This window comes from Comamonas sp. 17RB, from assembly GCF_030056555.1.
Taxonomy (GTDB): domain Bacteria; phylum Pseudomonadota; class Gammaproteobacteria; order Burkholderiales; family Burkholderiaceae_C; genus Comamonas; species Comamonas terrigena.
On record NZ_JASHHY010000004.1, the window covers coordinates 227667 to 244530 of the forward strand.

Sequence of the window (16864 nt, forward strand, 5' to 3'; positions counted from 1 at the left end):
TTTTAGTCCATACCCAGCAACTTCAAGAGCTCCAGGGGATTTTTAATTGCAGCATCCGGATTCCAGCCGGCCGTACTGTCCACACCGCCCAGATAGCCGTAATCCGCAGCCACACCGCGCATCCCTGCGGCACGCGCCGCCTGCATGTCCCGCTCGTCGTCCCCCACGTAAATGGCGTGCTCCGGCAAGATGCCCAGGCGCTCACATGCATGTAGCAAGGGCGCCGGATGCGGCTTGGCATGCGGCGTGGTATCACCACAGACCACCACCGCCGCCCGACCCAGCGTCGCCTCCTGGCGGGCAATCGGCAGCGTAAAGCGCTCGGACTTGTTGGTCACGATGCCCCAGGGGCGGCCTTGCTGCTCCAGCCCCTGCACCAGCTGCGGCACTCCGGCAAACAGGCCCGAATGCTGCATCAGCAAACCCTCATAGGCTTGAAAGAACTCTTCGCGGCGCAGCTCGAACTCTGGCATATCCGGCTGCAGGCCCAGCGCAATGCGCAGCATTCCGCGCGCGCCGGTACCCACAAAAGGCCGGTAATCCGACAGCGGCAAATCGTCCAGGCCCGCATTGCGGCGCACGACATTCGCTGCGGCGGCCAGATCCGGGGCACTGTCCAGCAACGTGCCGTCCAGGTCAAACAGCACGGCGCGCACGCCATTCCAGGGCGCCGCCATCACAGGGCGGGCCGGCGTGTCGCCAGCAGGTAGTTCACGCTGGTGTCGCCACTCAGCCAGTAGCGCCCCGTCAGCGGGTTGTGCTCCATTCCCTTGGCCGAATCAACGACCAGGCCCGCATCCATGGCAAATTGCGCCAGTTCGCTGGGGCGGATGAACTTGTCGAATTCATGGGTGCCCTGCGGCAGCATCTTGAGCACATACTCCGCCGCCACAATGGCCAGTGCATACGCCTTGGGATTGCGGTTGATGGTGGAAAAGAACACCCAGCCACCTGGCTTGACCAGCTGACCGCAGGCCCGCACCACCGAGGCCGGATCCGGTACATGCTCCAGCATCTCCATGCAGGTCACCACATCGAAGGCGCCCGGCTTCTCTTCCGCCAGCTCTTCCACTGGCACCTCGCGGTATTGCACACCCTTGGTGCCTGCTTCCAACGCATGCAGCTGCGCCACACGCAGTGACTTGGTCGCCAGATCAATCCCCAGCACCTGCGCATCCTTGCGCGCCATGGAGTCGGCCAGAATGCCGCCACCACAGCCCACATCCAGCACCTGCTTGCCCTTCAGCGAAGCAAGACCGTCAATCCACGCCAGGCGCAGCGGATTGATCTGGTGCAAGGGTTTGAATTCACTCTCCGTATCCCACCAGTGGTGGGCCAGGCTGGCAAATTTCTCCAGCTCGGCTGGATCCACATTGGTACTTTGGCTCATAGTGAAAGATTGTCACCCATCCACGGGCGTATCAGCAGAAATAAAAAAAGCCCCGTTGCCGGGGCTTTTTAGAGGCAATCCGAAGATTACTGAGCGGCGCGGGTACCGACCACTTCGATTTCCACGCGACGGTTCTTGGCGCGGCCTTCCTTGGTCTTGTTGTCGGCCACGGGTTGCTTTTCGCCCTTGCCTTCGGTGTACACGCGGTCCTTGGCGATGCCCTTGGACACCAGGTAAGCCTTCACGGCTTCAGCGCGACGCACCGACAGCTTTTGGTTGTAAGCGTCAGAGCCGATGGAGTCGGTGTGACCCACAGCGATCACGACTTCCAGGTTGATGTCCTTGACCTTGGAGGCCACGTCATCCAGCTTGGCCTTGCCTTCGGGCTTCAGAACAGCCTTGTCGAAGTCAAAGAAAGCGTCAGCAGCGAAGGTCACCTTCGAAGCCACGGCAGGAGCGGGAGCGGGAGCGGGAGCAACCGGAGCGGGAGCAGGAGCCACAGCAGGAGCGGGCTGCAGAGCACCGTCGCAACCCACAGCAGCAGTAGCAGGCGTCCAGTTGGCATCGCGCCAGCACAGTTCGTTCGTGCCGTTCTTCCAGACGTGTTCGCCGGTGCCGTTCTGCCAGTTGTCGATGACATTGCCACCGTTAGCAGCCTTGACTTGAGCGCCAGCGGCAGTTGCCAGGGCGGCGGTTGCGAACAGCATCGCTACTTTGTTCAGTTTCTTCATGGTTCTCCTCTTGGGGATTGAGCCGTGGCCGGACCACGGAATTGAGGACGTCATTAGTGACCATCACCAAGAACGCTGGTTTTGATTGTGCCATACGTAACAGAGCAAAAGCCAAGGCCCTTGGGCACCAACAGTAGGACAAAAGCCTAATACCGGACATGTGTTGCCTGGCAGCAACATGCCATTCACCCTAAAATGACCGCTCCTCGCCGTCACCGTATAAGAGTACATGACCCAGTTTGCCAAAGAAACACTTCCCATCAGCCTAGAAGAAGAGATGCGTCGCAGTTACCTCGATTACGCAATGAGCGTAATTGTGGGCCGCGCACTCCCTGATGCGCGCGATGGCCTGAAGCCCGTGCATCGTCGTGTGCTCTATGCCATGCACGAGCTCAATAACGACTGGAACCGCCCCTACAAAAAATCGGCGCGTATCGTCGGGGACGTGATTGGTAAATATCACCCCCACGGCGACAGCGCTGTGTACGACACCATCGTGCGTATGGCCCAGGATTTTTCCCTGCGCCACATGCTGGTCGATGGCCAGGGCAACTTCGGCTCGGTGGACGGCGACAGCGCCGCCGCCATGCGTTACACGGAAATCCGCCTCTCCAAGATCGCCCACGAAATGCTGGGCGACATCGACAAGGAAACCGTTGATTTCGGCCCCAACTACGACGGCTCCGAAAGCGAACCGCTGACCCTGCCGGCCCGTCTGCCCAATCTGCTGGTGAACGGCTCGGCCGGTATTGCCGTGGGCATGGCCACCAATATCCCGCCACACAACCTCAACGAGGTGGTGGACGCCTGCCTGCACCTGCTGCGCAATCCGGAAGCCAGCGTGGACGACCTGATGGAAATCGTGCCCGCGCCCGACTTCCCCACCGCCGGCATCATCTACGGCATCAATGGTGTCAAGGAAGCCTACCGCACGGGCCGCGGCCGTGTGGTGATGCGCGCCAAGGTGCACTTTGAAGACATCGACCGGGGCCAGCGCCAGTCCATCATCGTGGACGAGCTGCCCTACCAGGTGAACAAGAAGACCCTGCAAGAGCGCATGGCCGAGCTGGTGCACGAAAAGAAGATCGAAGGCATCAGCCACATCCAGGACGAGTCGGACAAATCTGGCATGCGCCTGGTGATCGAACTCAAGCGCGGCGAAGTGCCCGAAGTGGTGCTGAACAATCTGTACAAGCAGACCCAGCTGCAGGACACCTTCGGCGTCAACATGGTCGCGCTGGTCGACGGCCAGCCCAAGCTGTGCAACCTCAAGGATCTGGTGCAAGTCTTCCTGCAGCACCGCCGCGAAGTGGTAACCCGCCGCACCGTGTTCGAGCTGCGCAAGGCGCGCGACCGGGGCCACGTGCTGGAAGGCCTGGCCGTCGCGCTGGCCAATATCGATGACTTCATTGCCATCATCCGCAACGCCCCCACCCCGCCGGTGGCCAAGGCCGAGCTGATGGCCAAGAGCTGGGACAGCAAGCTGGTGCGCGAAATGCTCACCCGCACCCGTGAAGACGGTGGCGTGGTCAATGCCGACGACTACCGCCCGGAATCGCTGGAACGCGAATTCGGCCTGGGCCAGGACGGTCTGTACCGCCTGTCCGACACGCAAGCGCAGGAAATCCTGCAAATGCGCCTGCAGCGCCTGACTGGCCTGGAGCAGGACAAGATCGTCGCCGAATACCGCGAGATCATGGCCGCCATCGAAGACCTGCTGGACATTCTGGCCAAGCCCGCCCGCGTGTCCACCATCATCGGTGACGAGCTGACCACGCTGAAGACCGAATTCGGCCAATCCAAGAAGGGCATGCGCCGCTCCACCATCGAGTACAGCGCGCAAGACCTGTCCACCGAAGACCTGATCACCCCCACCGACATGGTGGTGACGCTCTCGCACACCGGCTACATCAAGAGCCAGCCGCTGTCCGAATACCGCTCGCAAAAGCGCGGCGGCCGCGGCAAGCAGGCCACCTCCACCAAGGAAGACGACTGGATCGACCAGCTCTTCATCGCCAACACGCACGACTACCTGCTGTGCTTCTCCAACCGTGGCCGCCTGTACTGGCTCAAGGTCTGGGAAGTGCCTGCCGGCTCGCGCGGCTCGCGCGGACGCCCCATCGTCAATATGTTCCCGCTGCAGGAAGGCGAGAAGATCAACGTGGTGCTGCCGCTCACCGGCGACAACCGCAGCTTCCCCGAGGACCACTACGTCTTCATGGCCACCAGCATGGGTACCGTCAAGAAGACGCCGCTGACCGAGTTCAGCAACCCGCGCAAGGCCGGCATCATTGCCGTGGGCCTGGACGAAGGCGACTTCCTGATTGGCGCCGCACTCACCGATGGCAAGCACGACGTGATGCTGTTCTCTGACGGCGGCAAGGCGGTGCGCTTCGACGAAAACGATGTCCGCCCCATGGGCCGCAATGCCCGTGGCGTGCGCGGCATGAACATCGACGACACGCAAAACGTGATCGCCATGCTGGTGGCCGAAGCCGACGACGGCACCGGCAACGTGGCCGAAGGCTCGCAAAGCGTGCTGACCGCCACCGAAAACGGCTACGGCAAGCGCACCCACATCGGTGAGTACACCCGCCATGGCCGCGGCACCAAGGGCATGATTGCCATCCAGCAGTCCGAACGCAACGGCAAGGTCGTGGCCGCCACCCTGGTCGGCACCGAAGACGAGATCATGCTGATCACCGACACCGGCGTGCTGGTGCGCACCCGTGTGGCGGAGATCCGCGAGATGGGCCGCGCCACCCAGGGCGTGACGCTGATTGCGCTGGACGAAGGCGCCAAGCTCAGCGGCCTGCAGCGGATTGCCGAAAACGACGCCAACAGCGACGCCGAAGGCGACCCGGAAGCCAACCCCGGGGAAGCCACCGAAGGCGATGACACCCCCGAGGCACCCTCGGCGGAATAAGCCCCACACCCCACTGCGCAAGCTGTGGGGTGTTTTTTCGCCTAACATTGCATTTTTGATAGCTGACTGCGCCGACTACCGTGGCGCTGCAGCCCGATTTGATAGCCGACCATGACGCGCCCTTACAACTTTTCCGCCGGCCCCGCCGCCATCCCCGAAGAAGTCCTGCAGCAAGCCGCTGCCGAGATGCTGGACTGGCAAGGCTCCGGCATGGGCGTGATGGAAATGAGCCACCGCGGCAAGGAATTCATCAGCATCTACGAAGCGGCAGAAGCCGACCTGCGCAGCCTGCTGGCCGTGCCCCCCAACTTCAAGATACTGTTCATGCAAGGCGGCGGCCTGGCCGAAAACGCCATCGTTCCGCTGAACCTGTCGCAAGGCGGTGCGGTGGACTTCGTGGTGACCGGCAGCTGGAGCCAGAAGTCTTTCAAGGAAGCCGGCAAGTACGCCAGCAACCGCCTGGCCGCCAGCGGCGAAGCCAGCAACTTCACCAGCGTGCCGGACGCCGCCAGCTGGAAGCTGGGCAGCGATGCAGCCTACGTGCACCTGTGCAGCAACGAAACCATCCACGGCGTGGAGTTCCAGCAACTGCCCGACCTGAAGGCCCTGGGCTGCAACGCCCCCCTGGTGATCGACTTCTCCTCGCACGTGGCCTCGCGCCCGGTGGACTGGAGCCGCGTGGGCCTGGCTTTTGGCGGCGCGCAAAAGAACATCGGCCCGGCCGGCCTGACCATCGTCATCGTGCGCGAAGACCTGCTGGGCCGCGCCTTGCCGGTCTGCCCCACGGCGTTCGACTACAAGACCGTGGCAGACAACCAAAGCATGTTCAACACGCCGCCCACCTGGGGCATCTATATGGCAGGTCTCACCTTCCAATGGCTCCAGCGCCAGACCGAAGGCAGCCTGACCGGCGTGGCCGCCATGGAGGCGCGCAACATCGCCAAGGCCGAGTTGCTGTACGGCTATATCGATGCCTCGCAGCTGTACGCGAACAAGGTCGACAAGGCCTACCGCTCGCGCATGAATGTGCCGTTCCTGCTGCGTGACGAAAGCCGCAACGACGCCTTCCTGGCCGGCGCCAAGGCACGCGGCCTGCTCCAGCTCAAGGGCCACAAGTCCGTGGGCGGCATGCGCGCCAGCATCTACAACGCCATGCCGCTGGCGGGCGTGCAGGCACTGGTCGACTACATGCGTGAATTCGAGCGCACCAGCGCCTGACGCCTGACCTCCACCACCCAGCACAGATAAAAAAACAAGCCGCCGGTGCGTGCAGCACCACGATTTGCCGCAACGCTCTGCGGCAAACGTTTGTTCCCTGCATGCGTACAGGCAGCTTTTGCATTTTGAGGATGCCATGAGCACAGAACCCCAAGCCAGCCCCGAGCTGCTGAAGCTGCGCAACGAAATCGACAGCCTGGACAAGCAATTGCTGGAGCTGGTCAACCAGCGCGCGCGCGTGGCCGAGCAAGTGGGCGACCTGAAGAAGCTGGAAGGCTCCACCTTCTTCCGCCCCGACCGCGTGGCCCAGGTCATCGAAAAGATCAAGACCCACAACCCCGGCCCGCTCAAGGGCGCGCATGTGGCCGCCATCTGGCGCGAAATCATGTCCGCCTGCCTGGCGCTGGAATCGCCCCAGCGTGTGGCCGTGCTCGGCCCCGAAGGCACCTTCTGCGAAGAAGCCGCGGTGCAGTACTTTGGCGGCGCCGCCGACTTCCTGTACTGCAACACCTTTGAAGAAGTGTTCCATGCCACCGCCGCCGGCAGCGCCCAGTACGGGGTGGTGGGGGTGGAAAACTCGACCGAGGGCGTGGTCAACCGCACCCTGGACATGTTCCGCAACTCGCCTTGCCACATCGTAGGCGAAGTGAGCATGCTGATCCGCCACAACCTGCTGCGCTCCAGCAACACGCTCGATGGCATCGATGTGGTGGCGGCCCACCCCCAGGCCCTGGCACAGTGCCACGCCTGGCTGTCCAAGCACCTGCCCCATGCCGAGCGCCGCCCGGTCGACAGCAACGCCGAAGGCGCCCGCCTGGCGGCGCTGAACCCCGGCTGGGCCGGCATCAGCAGCGAACGCGCCGCACAGCAGTTTGGCCTGCACATCGTCAGCCACGCCATCCAGGACGACGCCTACAACCGCACGCGCTTTGCCGTCATCTGCCTGCCGCACACCCTTGCCACCCCGGCCCCCACAGGCAAGGACTGCACCAGCCTGGTGATTTCCGTGCCCAACCGCCCCGGCGCCGTACACGATCTGCTCGTCCCCCTGAAGACGCACGGCGTCTCCATGACGCGTTTCGAATCGCGCCCGGCCCGCACCGGCCAGTGGGAGTACTACTTCTACATCGACCTGGAAGGCCACCCGGCCCAGCCCAACATGGCCAAGGCCTTGGCCGAGCTGCAGAGCCTGAGCGCCTTCTACAAGGTGCTGGGCACCTACCCCGTGGCTGCAGCCTGAGGACGCTCCCGCATGTTTGAACAACTGGGATTGATCGGCTGCGGCCTGATGGGCGGCTCGTTTGCGCTGGCACTGAAAGAAGCCGGCCTGGTGAAGCGCGTGGTCGGCTACAGCAAGTCCCCCTCCACCACCGAACGCGCCCGCCAGATGGGCGTGATCGATGACATCGCCCCCACCGCCGCACTGGCCGCCTCCGGCGCCGACCTGGTGCTGCTGGCCATGCCGGTGGCAGCCACCGAAGCCACGCTCCAATCCATCCAGCAGCAGGTCACCCCCCGCACGCTGGTGATGGACGTGGGCTCCACCAAGACCGATGTGGTGCACGCAGCGCGCAGCGCACTGGGCAACAGCTTCGGCAGCTTTGTGCCGGCCCACCCCATTACCGGCAAGGAAGTGGCCGGCGTCGAACACGCCGACGTCCACCTGTACCGCAATGCCCTGGTGGTGCTGACCCCCACCGAACACACCCTGGCGCCCCAGTTGCAGCATGCCGAAGCACTGTGGAAGGCTCTGGGTTGCCGCGTGACCCGCATGGCCCCGGAAACACACGACACCGCATTCGCCGCCGTCAGCCACCTGCCCCATCTGCTGGCCTTTGCCATGATGAACGGCGTGCTGGCCCAGCCGGAAGCGGCTCATTTTCTGTCGCTGGCCGGCCCCGGCTTTCGGGACTTCACCCGCATCGCTGGCGGCGAGCCCCGTCTGTGGCGCGATGTGCTGCTGGCCAACAAAAAAGAAGTACTGGCCCAGTCCCGCCACTTCCAGCAGGCACTGCAGCAGTTGGAACAGGCCATGCTGGCCGATGACGACCAGGCGCTGCAAGCCCTGCTGACCCGCGCCAGCGATGCCCGCCTGCACTGGACCATGGGCCAGCCCCCGGCGGACCGCACGCCGGCCTGACTGTATTTTTGATAATTCCTCCTGCATGTACCGCACCGCATTCCTGGACCTTCCCGCGCTGGCCACGGCCGGCGGCACCGTCAGCCTGCCCGGCTCCAAAAGCATCTCCAACCGCGTACTGCTGCTGGCCGCGCTGAGCCAGGGCACCACCTCCATCCACGACCTGCTGGATTCCGACGACACCCGCGTGATGCTGGCCGGACTCAAGCAGTTGGGCTGCACCATCACGCCCGACGCCGTCACCCCCGGCCAGCCGATTGCCGTGACCGGCATTGGCGGCCAGTTGCCCGCCGGCACGGCGGCCACGCTGTTCCTGGGCAATGCCGGCACCGCCATGCGCCCGCTGACTGCGGCCCTGGCCCTGCTGGGTGGCAACTTTGAAATGACGGGCGTGCCCCGCATGTACGAGCGCCCGATCGGCGACCTGGTCGATGCGCTGCGCCAGCTGGGATGCCAGATCGACTACCTCAAGGACGCAGGCTTCCCGCCGCTGAAAATCGGCCAGCCGGACTTCAGCGCCTGGAGTGACGCTCCCATCCAGGTGCGCGGCGATGTCTCCAGTCAGTTCCTGACCGCGCTGCTGATGGCCCTGCCCCTGCTGGCAGCGGACAAGCCCATCACCATCGAGGTGGTGGGAGAACTGATCTCCAAGCCCTACATCCACATCACGCTGGAGCTGCTGGCGCGTTTTGGCATCCAGGTGCGCAACGAAAGCTGGCAGCGCTTTGTGATTCCCTCCGGCAGCCGCTACCAGTCGCCGGGCGCCATCCATGTGGAAGCCGACGCCTCGTCCGCCAGCTACTTCATCGCCCTCGGCGCCCTCGCAGCCGCCACGCCCGGCCAGCCAGGCGTGCGGATTCTGGGCGTGGGCAAGGACTCCATCCAGGGTGATATCCGTTTTGTGGAAGCCGCCCAGGCCATGGGTGCACAGGTGGAAAGCGGCCCCAACTGGCTGCAGGTCGGCCGTGGCGCCTGGCCGCTGAAGGCCATCGATCTGGACTGCAACCACATTCCCGACGCCGCCATGACGCTGGGCATCATGGCGCTGTACGCCCAGGGCACGACCACGCTGCGCAACATCGCCAGCTGGCGCGTCAAGGAAACCGACCGCATCGCCGCCATGGCCTGCGAACTGCGCAAGCTGGGCGCCACGGTGGAAGAAGGCGCGGACTACATCCGCATCACCCCGCCCGCCAGTGCGGCCGGGTGGAAAGCCGCCAGCATCCACACCTATGACGACCACCGCGTGGCGATGTGCTTCGCGCTGGCTGCCTTCAATCCGGCCGGCCTGCCGGTGCGCATCGAAGACCCGCAGTGCGTGGGCAAGACCTTCCCGGACTTCTTTGAATCGCTGTTTGCCGTGTGCGACACCCCGGCACAGCAGATTCCGGTGATCTGCATCGATGGCCCCTCCGGCTCCGGCAAAGGCACGGTGGCGGCCCAGGTGGCCGAACGCCTGGGCTACCACCTGCTGGATTCCGGCGCGCTCTACCGCATCACCGGCCTGGTGGCCACCCGCGCCGGCATGGCGCTGGAGGCCGCCAACGCCGAACGCATTGCGGCGCTGATTGCCACGCAGCGGCTGGAATTCACCCCCGACCAGCGCGTGCTGGTCAATGGCGAAGACGTCTCGCTGGCCATCCGCTCCGAGGAAGCCGGCATGAACGCCTCCAAAGTCTCGGCCTTCCCAGCCGTGCGCAACGCCCTGCTGGGTGTGCAGCACGCTTTTCGCGCCCTGCCCGGCCTGGTGGCCGACGGCCGCGACATGGGCACGGTGATCTTCCCCCAGGCGCCGCTGAAGGTCTACCTCACGGCCAGCGTGCAATGCCGCGCCGAGCGTAGGTATAAGCAGTTGATTTCCAAGGGACTTCCTGCTAATATGCAGGCGCTTTTTGCGGACCTTGAAGCCCGGGATGCGCGCGACATGGATCGTGCAGCCGCCCCCCTCAAGCCCGCAGAAGACGCGCTGCAACTGGACAACTCCACCGGCACGGCCGAAGAAGCCGTACAACAGGTGATGGACTGGTGGACAGCGCGCCAGCCTTTTGCGCCCGCCGCACAAGGTTGAGCACTGGGTCCGCACACCACATTCGCGCCTTTTTCATGCGCACTGGTGCTGCGGTTTGCAACCTTTTAACCCGCAGGGTGACACCTGCAAGCCTCTGCTTACAGCCATAAAAACGCCGGCAATGGTGCCGTCGGAAACCTGTTCGCAGTCAAGGAACTACATGTCTGAATCTTTTGCAGCCCTTTTTGAAGAGTCGTTGACACGCACCGAAATGCGTCCTGGCGAAGTCATTACCGCTGAAGTCGTGCGCGTTGAGCACAACTTCGTGGTGGTGAACGCTGGCCTGAAGTCGGAAGCCTACGTGCCTCTGGACGAGTTCAAGAGCGACCAGGGCGAAGTCGAAGTCCAAGTGGGTGACTTCGTGTCCGTGGCCATCGGCTCCATCGAAAACGGCTACGGCGACACCATCCTGTCGCGCGACACCGCCAAGCGTCTGGCTTCCTGGCTGTCGCTGGAAAAGGCGCTGGAATCCGGCGAATTCGTGACCGGCACCACTTCCGGCAAGGTCAAGGGCGGCCTGACCGTTCTGGTCAACGGCATCCGCGCTTTCCTGCCCGGTTCGCTGATCGACACCCGTCCCATCAAGGACCTGACCCCCTACGAAAACAAGACCCTGGAATTCAAGGTCATCAAGCTGGATCGCAAGCGCAACAACGTGGTGCTGTCGCGCCGCGCTGTGGTCGAAGCCTCCATGGGCGAAGAACGCGCCAAGCTGATGGAAACCCTGAAGGAAGGCGCCATCGTGCAAGGCGTGGTCAAGAACATCACCGAATACGGTGCGTTCGTTGACCTGGGCGGCATCGACGGTCTGCTGCACATCACCGACATGGCATGGCGCCGCGTGCGTCACCCTTCGGAAGTGGTGACTGCCGGCCAGGAAATCACTGCCAAGATCCTGAAGTTCGACACCGAAAAGAACCGCGTGTCCCTGGGCCTGAAGCAAATGGGCGACGATCCTTGGATGGGCGTGTCGCGCCGTTATCCTTCGGCCACCCGTCTGTTCGGCAAGGTCACGAACATTGCCGACTACGGCGCGTTCGTGGAACTGGAACCCGGTATCGAAGGTCTGGTGCACGTGTCCGAAATGGACTGGACCAACAAGAACATTGCTCCTTCCAAGCTGGTCACCCTGGGTGACGAAGTGGAAGTCATGGTTCTGGAAATCGACGAAGACAAGCGTCGCATCTCCCTGGGCATGAAGCAATGCAAGGCCAACCCCTGGCAAGAATTCGCTCAGAACACCAAGCGCGGCGACCGCGTGAAGGGCCCCATCAAGTCCATCACCGACTTCGGCGTGTTCGTGGGTCTGGCTGCCGGTATCGACGGCCTGGTGCACCTGTCCGACCTGTCCTGGAACGAAACCGGCGAAGCCGCTGTTCGTAACTACAAGAAGGGCCAGGAAGTCGAAGCCATCGTGCTGGCCGTGGACGTGGAGCGCGAGCGCATCTCCCTGGGCATCAAGCAACTGGACAGCGATCCTTTCACGACCTTCGTGACCGTGAACGACAAGGGCCAGATCGTGACCGGCAAGGTCAAGACCGTGGACCAACGTGGCGCTGAAATCGATCTGGGCGAAGACATCATCGGCTACCTGCGCGTGTCCGAACTCTCCCGCGATCGCGTGGAAGATGCCCGTTCCGTGCTGAAGGAAGGCGACGAAGTGACCGCCGTGGTGGTGAACGTGGATCGCAAGACCCGCAACATCCAGCTGTCCATCAAGCAAAAGGACCAAGCTGAACAGCAAGAAGCCATGGCTTCCCTGTCGGCCCAATCCTCCAAGGAAAATGCCGGCACCACCAGCCTGGGCGCTCTGCTGCGCGCCAAGCTGGACGCCGACAAGTAATCCCACAGTGTTAGCCCTGAGCTAACACTGAGGATTCGCAAGCAGCGGGCGCTCTCTCGGCGCCCGCTGCGCTTTTCACCCTAGCCTCACTTTTGTGCGATGACCCGATCTGACCTCGTCGAGGAACTGGCCGCCCGCTTCGATCAGCTGACCCAGCGCGATGCCGAACTGGCCGTGAAAACCATCCTGGACGCCGTGAGCGACGCCCTGGTGCGTGGCCAGCGCATTGAGATCCGCGGTTTTGGCAGCTTCTCTGTCACCCGCCGCCCCCCCCGCCTGGGCCGCAATCCCCGCAGCGGCGAAGCCGTGCAGATTCCCGCCAAGCGCGTTCCCCATTTCAAGCCCGGCAAGGCGCTGCGCGAAGATGTGGACCACCCCGTGCCCACGGCCACCAGCGACACCACCACCCTCCTGCAACGCAAGGCCTGAGCCCTTGCATCCGCATGCTGTGCTGGCTCAAAAAGCACAGCGAAGGTTCTAGAATCAGAGCGTCACTACAAGGGCGCGCATGAAATACCTGTTGTGGCTGCTCAAGGCAGCCATTTTTTTCACCCTCTTCGCCTTCGCGCTGAACAACCAGCAAGAAGTCACGGTGCATTTCTTCTTTGGCACGCAATGGCGGGCCCCTCTGGTCCTGGTGGTACTGTCTGCCTTCGGCCTGGGCCTGATTGCCGGGGTGCTCGGCATGGTGCCGCGCTGGTGGAAGCACCGCAAGGCTGCGGCCCACGCCCAGAAACCAGCCCCGGCACCCGCCAATGCCGAGACGTCGGCACCTGTGACCTCTTCCGACACCATTTCCTCGAGCATCCATGGAATTTGACCTCAGCTGGATCCTGCTGGGCCTGCCGCTGGCCTTCATCCTGGGCTGGCTGGCTTCGCGCCTGGACCTGCGCCAGATCCGCGCGGAAAACCGCCAGGCACCCAAGGCCTATTTCAAAGGCCTGAACTTCCTGCTCAACGAGCAGCAGGACAAAGCCATCGATGCCTTCATCGAGGCCGTGCAGAACGACCCCGACACCACCGAGCTGCACTTTGCACTGGGCAATCTGTTCCGTCGCCGTGGCGAATACAACCGCGCCGTGCGCGTGCACGAGCACCTGCTGTCACGGGCAGACCTGAGCGCCTCCGACCGCGAACGTGCCCAGCACGGTCTGGCCCAGGACTTTCTGAAAGCCGGCCTGCTGGACCGTGCCGAAGAAGCCCTGCGCCGCCTGGAAGGCACGCCCTACGAGACCGAATCCCGCCTGGCACTGCTGGCCATCTATGAACGCTCACGCGACTGGCCGCTGGCTGCGGACATTGCCCGCCGCATGCAGACTGCCAACCAGGGCGACTTCAGCGCCCGCCTGGCCCATTACCTGTGCGAGCAAGCCAGCGAAAAAGCCGCCCACGCCCAGCTGGAGCCCGCCATGGACCTGCTCCATGAAGCCGTGGCCATCGCCCCCCAGTCCATCCGCCCACGCATCGAACTGGCCAAGGTGCTGCACCGCCTGCAACGCTCCGAGGACGCCTTCCAGTCCCTGGTCACGCTGTCGCGCGAAACACCGCAGGGCCTGCCACTGGCCGCGCCGCTGCTGCTGGAAGTGGCGGCTGCCAGCAACCACACCACCGATGCCGCAGCCCTGCTGCGCCAGCACTACCAGCAGACACCGTCGCTGGACCTGCTGGACGCCTTGGTCGCGCTGGGGGCAGCCCCCGCATCGCCCCAAGACAGCGAAGCCCAGGCCGACGCCCGCAGCTGGTATGTGCAACATCTGTCCCGCGAACCCTCGCTGGTCGCGGCCACCAAGTGGCTGGCAGGCGAAAAGCTGGAACAGGAACAGTTCCACCCCGCCGTGCAAAAAGCGCTGGACCATGCCAGCAAACCGCTGCTGCGCTATCGCTGTGCCGCCTGCGGCTTTGAAGCCCGCACCCATTTCTGGCATTGCCCCGGCTGCCAGAGCTGGGACAGCTACCCCGCACGCCGCGTCGAAGAGTTGTAACCACGCCCTTGCCAGCCGCCCGGCCATGGCGGCTGGGCTGAACTGGGTTTGGCCAATGAAAAAAAAGCTGCGACGCATCGCAGCTTTTTTTGTGGCTGCACCGGCATGCCGGTATAGCAGGGGCAAGCCAGAGCCGGCTCAACCCGCCTTCACGGTCAGGTTGTTGGCCACCGAACTCACCCCCTGCACCGCCTTGGCGATGTCACCGGCGCGATCCTTGGCCGCCTGGCTGGGCGCTTCGCCCGTCAGCGTGACCACACCGTCCTTGGTGTCCACATTGATCTTGATGGCGCTCAGCTCGGAGTCCTTGATCAGGCCCGCATTCACTGCGGCCGTGATCGAAGCCGAGTCGGCTGCCGAGACCATGGCATTGCCAGCTTCCTTGGCGGCGTCCTTGGCCGCATCGGCGGCATTGGTGGCGGCAGCGGAGGCATTGGCCGCCGCGTTGTCTGCCGCCTTTTCGGTGTTGGCGATGGCGCTGTCGAGCTTCTGGCCTGCGGTCTGTCCCTCGTCAGCAGCCTTGTTGCAGGCCGCCAGGCCAAAGGCCAGGGCCGAAACGGCAATGATCTGCACAATGCGTTGGGTCGATTTATTCACGGTGTCTGCTCCTTCGTTCTGACAGTTCATCGGAATGGCGCAAGGCCATGCCAGCCTACTCTACGTGGTTACCACATGGCATGGAGTGAGGCGCACTCTCAGCAGCGAGTAGGACAAACACCTACAAAACCGATGGATGGTGCTATCCAATTCCATAGCAGCAACTGCGCTCCTGTCGAGCGCGCATCAGCGCTTTGCTGTGAAACCACGCACAATCGGGCCATGCTGACCTCTCTCGCCCGCTACTTCCCTTTTCTGGCCTGGCCCCGGCCCACCGCCGCGTTGCTGCAAGGGGAGTTCTGGGCCGGCCTGACGGTCGGGCTGATGCTGCTTCCCCAGGGCGTGGCCTACGCTGCGCTGGCAGGCATGCCGCTGATCACCGGCATCTATGCCTCCATTGTCCCGGCTTTGGTCGCGGTGCTGTTCAGCGGCTCTCCCCGGCTGGGCGTCGGCCCCACCGCCCTGAGTGCGCTGTTGATCGGTGCTTCGCTGACAGGGCTGGCCGAGCCCGGATCCGCCCACTGGGTGCTGCTGGCAGCCTGGATGGCCATCCTGGCCGGTCTGGTGCAGGCCGCACTGGGGCTGGTGCGTGCCGGCTGGCTGCTCAACCTGGTCACCGCCCCGGTGCTGACCGGCTTCACCCAGGCGGCTGCCCTGCTGATCCTGGCTTCCCAGCTGCCAGCGGTGCTGGGCCTGCGCAGCACCTGGAGTGCCGTCTGGAACACGCCCTCGCTCCAGCACTTTGACGGACACGCCATTGCCTATGGCGTGGGCAGCATTGCGCTGCTGGTGCTGGCCAAGCGCTGGCGCGCGGCCTTTCCGTCGGCGATTGTCATCATCGCCCTCACCGGCATCGTCAGCTGGGCCACGGGGTATGCCGATGCCGGTGGCGATGTGGTGGGCCATCTGCCCAGCGGCCTGCCGCAGCTCACATGGCCCGGCATGCTCAGTTGGGAGGAATTCAGCGCGCTGATCCTGCCGGTGCTGGTGATCTCGCTGGTCAGCTTCCTGGAAACCGCGTCCAGCGCCCAGGTCGAGCACCAGCAGGCAGGCACCCGCTGGAACGAGAACCAGGACCTGATCGCCCAGGGCCTGTCCAAGATCAGCGCCGGCCTGTTCGGCAGCTTTGCCACCAGCGCATCGTTCTCGCGCTCGGCCGTCAATCTGCTGGCTGGCGCCAAGACCGGGTACTCCAACCTCTTTGCCATCCTGCTGGTAGTGGTGGTGGTGCTGTGGTTCATTCCCGCGCTCTACCATGTGCCGCAGGCCGCGCTGGCGGCCATCGTCATTACGGCCGTGGTCAACCTGATCAAGCCCCGGGCCATCCTCTACCTGTTCCAGATCTCCAGGGTGGAAGGCTGCATTGCCCTGGCCACCCTGCTGCTGACGCTGCTGACCGCACCGCAGATGTACTGGGGGGTGTTTGCCGGCATTGTGCTGAGCCTGGGCTATTTTCTGTACCAGCGCCTGCACCCCCGCATCATCGAAGTGGCGCCCCATCCCGACGGCAGCCTGCGCGACCGCCACCTGTGGCAATTGCCCGCCATCGCCCCGGAGGTGCTGGCCCTGCGCATGGATGCCGAGCTGGATTTCGCCTCCGCACAGTCGCTGGAGCGCCACATCACCGACCAGCTGGCGCAGCGCCCGGACATCCGCATCTTGTATCTGGCCGCCTTGCCCATCAACCGCATCGACGTGACAGGCGTCGAAATGTTCGTGCGACTGCGGCGGTCCTTGCAAAAGCAGGGAATTGCCCTGCATATCGGGGGAATGAAACTCCCCGTGGAACAGATACTGGTACGTGCCGGAGCACTGGTGCCCGGCGATGACCTGGTGCTGTACCGAACCGATGCCCAAGCTCTCTCGTCCCTGGCCCCTTCAACTCCGACGCCAAAAACGTCGGTGCCGCCAGGGTATGCGCGAGGCTGATACACTCCCGTCACACTTTCGAACAATTTTCGTGACTGGA

The 16864-nt window shown here is 63.8% G+C and carries 14 protein-coding genes; 10 read left to right on the forward strand and 4 right to left on the reverse strand.

Translation table 11 applies throughout. The features are described from left to right. Nucleotides 1-2: 2 nt before the first annotated feature. From QM470_RS09370 to ompA, 3 genes are all read right to left on the reverse strand, one after another. Entirely contained in the window at nucleotides 3-677 is a 675-nt protein-coding gene (locus tag QM470_RS09370; protein ID WP_283339055.1) for an HAD-IA family hydrolase, read from the reverse strand. Then, nucleotides 677-1390: a bifunctional 2-polyprenyl-6-hydroxyphenol methylase/3-demethylubiquinol 3-O-methyltransferase UbiG gene (gene ubiG, locus QM470_RS09375; protein ID WP_283339056.1), complete on the reverse strand. Its 714-nt coding sequence runs from the start codon at nucleotides 1388-1390 to the stop codon at nucleotides 677-679. Before ubiG ends, QM470_RS09370 begins: the two co-directional genes overlap by 1 nt. A gap of 86 nt (nucleotides 1391-1476) precedes the next feature. Next, entirely contained in the window at nucleotides 1477-2121 is a 645-nt protein-coding gene (gene ompA, locus QM470_RS09380; protein ID WP_280011311.1) for an outer membrane protein OmpA, read from the reverse strand. Nucleotides 2122-2350: 229 nt separating this feature from the next. Here ompA and gyrA point away from each other — a divergent pair, with 229 nt between their 5' ends. From gyrA to lapB, 9 genes are all read left to right on the forward strand, one after another. Next, nucleotides 2351-5047, forward strand: a complete 2697-nt coding sequence (gene gyrA, locus QM470_RS09385; RefSeq protein WP_280011310.1) for a DNA gyrase subunit A — start codon at nucleotides 2351-2353, stop codon at nucleotides 5045-5047. A 111-nt stretch (nucleotides 5048-5158) separates the two neighbouring features. Next, nucleotides 5159-6265 carry a 3-phosphoserine/phosphohydroxythreonine transaminase gene (serC, locus tag QM470_RS09390; RefSeq protein ID WP_283339057.1) on the forward strand — a complete coding sequence of 369 codons (1107 nt, stop codon included), beginning with the start codon at nucleotides 5159-5161 and terminating at the stop codon, nucleotides 6263-6265. Nucleotides 6266-6401: 136 nt separating this feature from the next. After that, nucleotides 6402-7505, forward strand: coding sequence for a prephenate dehydratase (gene pheA / locus QM470_RS09395; protein WP_283339058.1), 1104 nt, complete (start codon nucleotides 6402-6404; stop codon nucleotides 7503-7505). A 12-nt stretch (nucleotides 7506-7517) separates the two neighbouring features. Further along, nucleotides 7518-8405, forward strand: coding sequence for a prephenate dehydrogenase (locus tag QM470_RS09400; RefSeq protein ID WP_283339059.1), 888 nt, complete (start codon nucleotides 7518-7520; stop codon nucleotides 8403-8405). 25 nt (nucleotides 8406-8430) lie between these two features. Further along, nucleotides 8431-10473 (forward strand): bifunctional 3-phosphoshikimate 1-carboxyvinyltransferase/cytidylate kinase, encoded by a 2043-nt coding sequence (locus QM470_RS09405; RefSeq protein ID WP_283339060.1) that lies wholly within the window; start codon nucleotides 8431-8433, stop codon nucleotides 10471-10473. A gap of 121 nt (nucleotides 10474-10594) precedes the next feature. Beyond that, nucleotides 10595-12316 carry a 30S ribosomal protein S1 gene (gene rpsA, locus QM470_RS09410; RefSeq protein ID WP_283339061.1) on the forward strand — a complete coding sequence of 574 codons (1722 nt, stop codon included), beginning with the start codon at nucleotides 10595-10597 and terminating at the stop codon, nucleotides 12314-12316. Between the two features lie 99 nt (nucleotides 12317-12415). After that, nucleotides 12416-12745, forward strand: a complete 330-nt coding sequence (locus QM470_RS09415; RefSeq protein WP_283339062.1) for an integration host factor subunit beta — start codon at nucleotides 12416-12418, stop codon at nucleotides 12743-12745. Nucleotides 12746-12824: 79 nt separating this feature from the next. Next, complete coding sequence (locus QM470_RS09420) at nucleotides 12825-13136, forward strand: LapA family protein (protein ID WP_283339063.1); 312 nt, start codon at nucleotides 12825-12827, stop codon at nucleotides 13134-13136. Next, a complete protein-coding gene (lapB, locus tag QM470_RS09425; protein WP_066534534.1) occupies nucleotides 13126-14298 on the forward strand; it encodes a lipopolysaccharide assembly protein LapB in 1173 nt (390 codons plus the stop codon). Before QM470_RS09420 ends, lapB begins: the two co-directional genes overlap by 11 nt. Before the next feature lie 138 nt (nucleotides 14299-14436). Here the strand turns inward: lapB and QM470_RS09430 are convergent, their stop codons facing one another. After that, on the reverse strand, nucleotides 14437-14895 hold the full coding sequence (locus QM470_RS09430) for a BON domain-containing protein (RefSeq protein WP_283339064.1): 459 nt from the start codon (nucleotides 14893-14895) through the stop codon (nucleotides 14437-14439). A gap of 222 nt (nucleotides 14896-15117) precedes the next feature. Here QM470_RS09430 and QM470_RS09435 point away from each other — a divergent pair, with 222 nt between their 5' ends. After that, nucleotides 15118-16824 carry a SulP family inorganic anion transporter gene (locus tag QM470_RS09435; RefSeq protein ID WP_218332482.1) on the forward strand — a complete coding sequence of 569 codons (1707 nt, stop codon included), beginning with the start codon at nucleotides 15118-15120 and terminating at the stop codon, nucleotides 16822-16824. Nucleotides 16825-16864 lie beyond the last annotated feature (40 nt).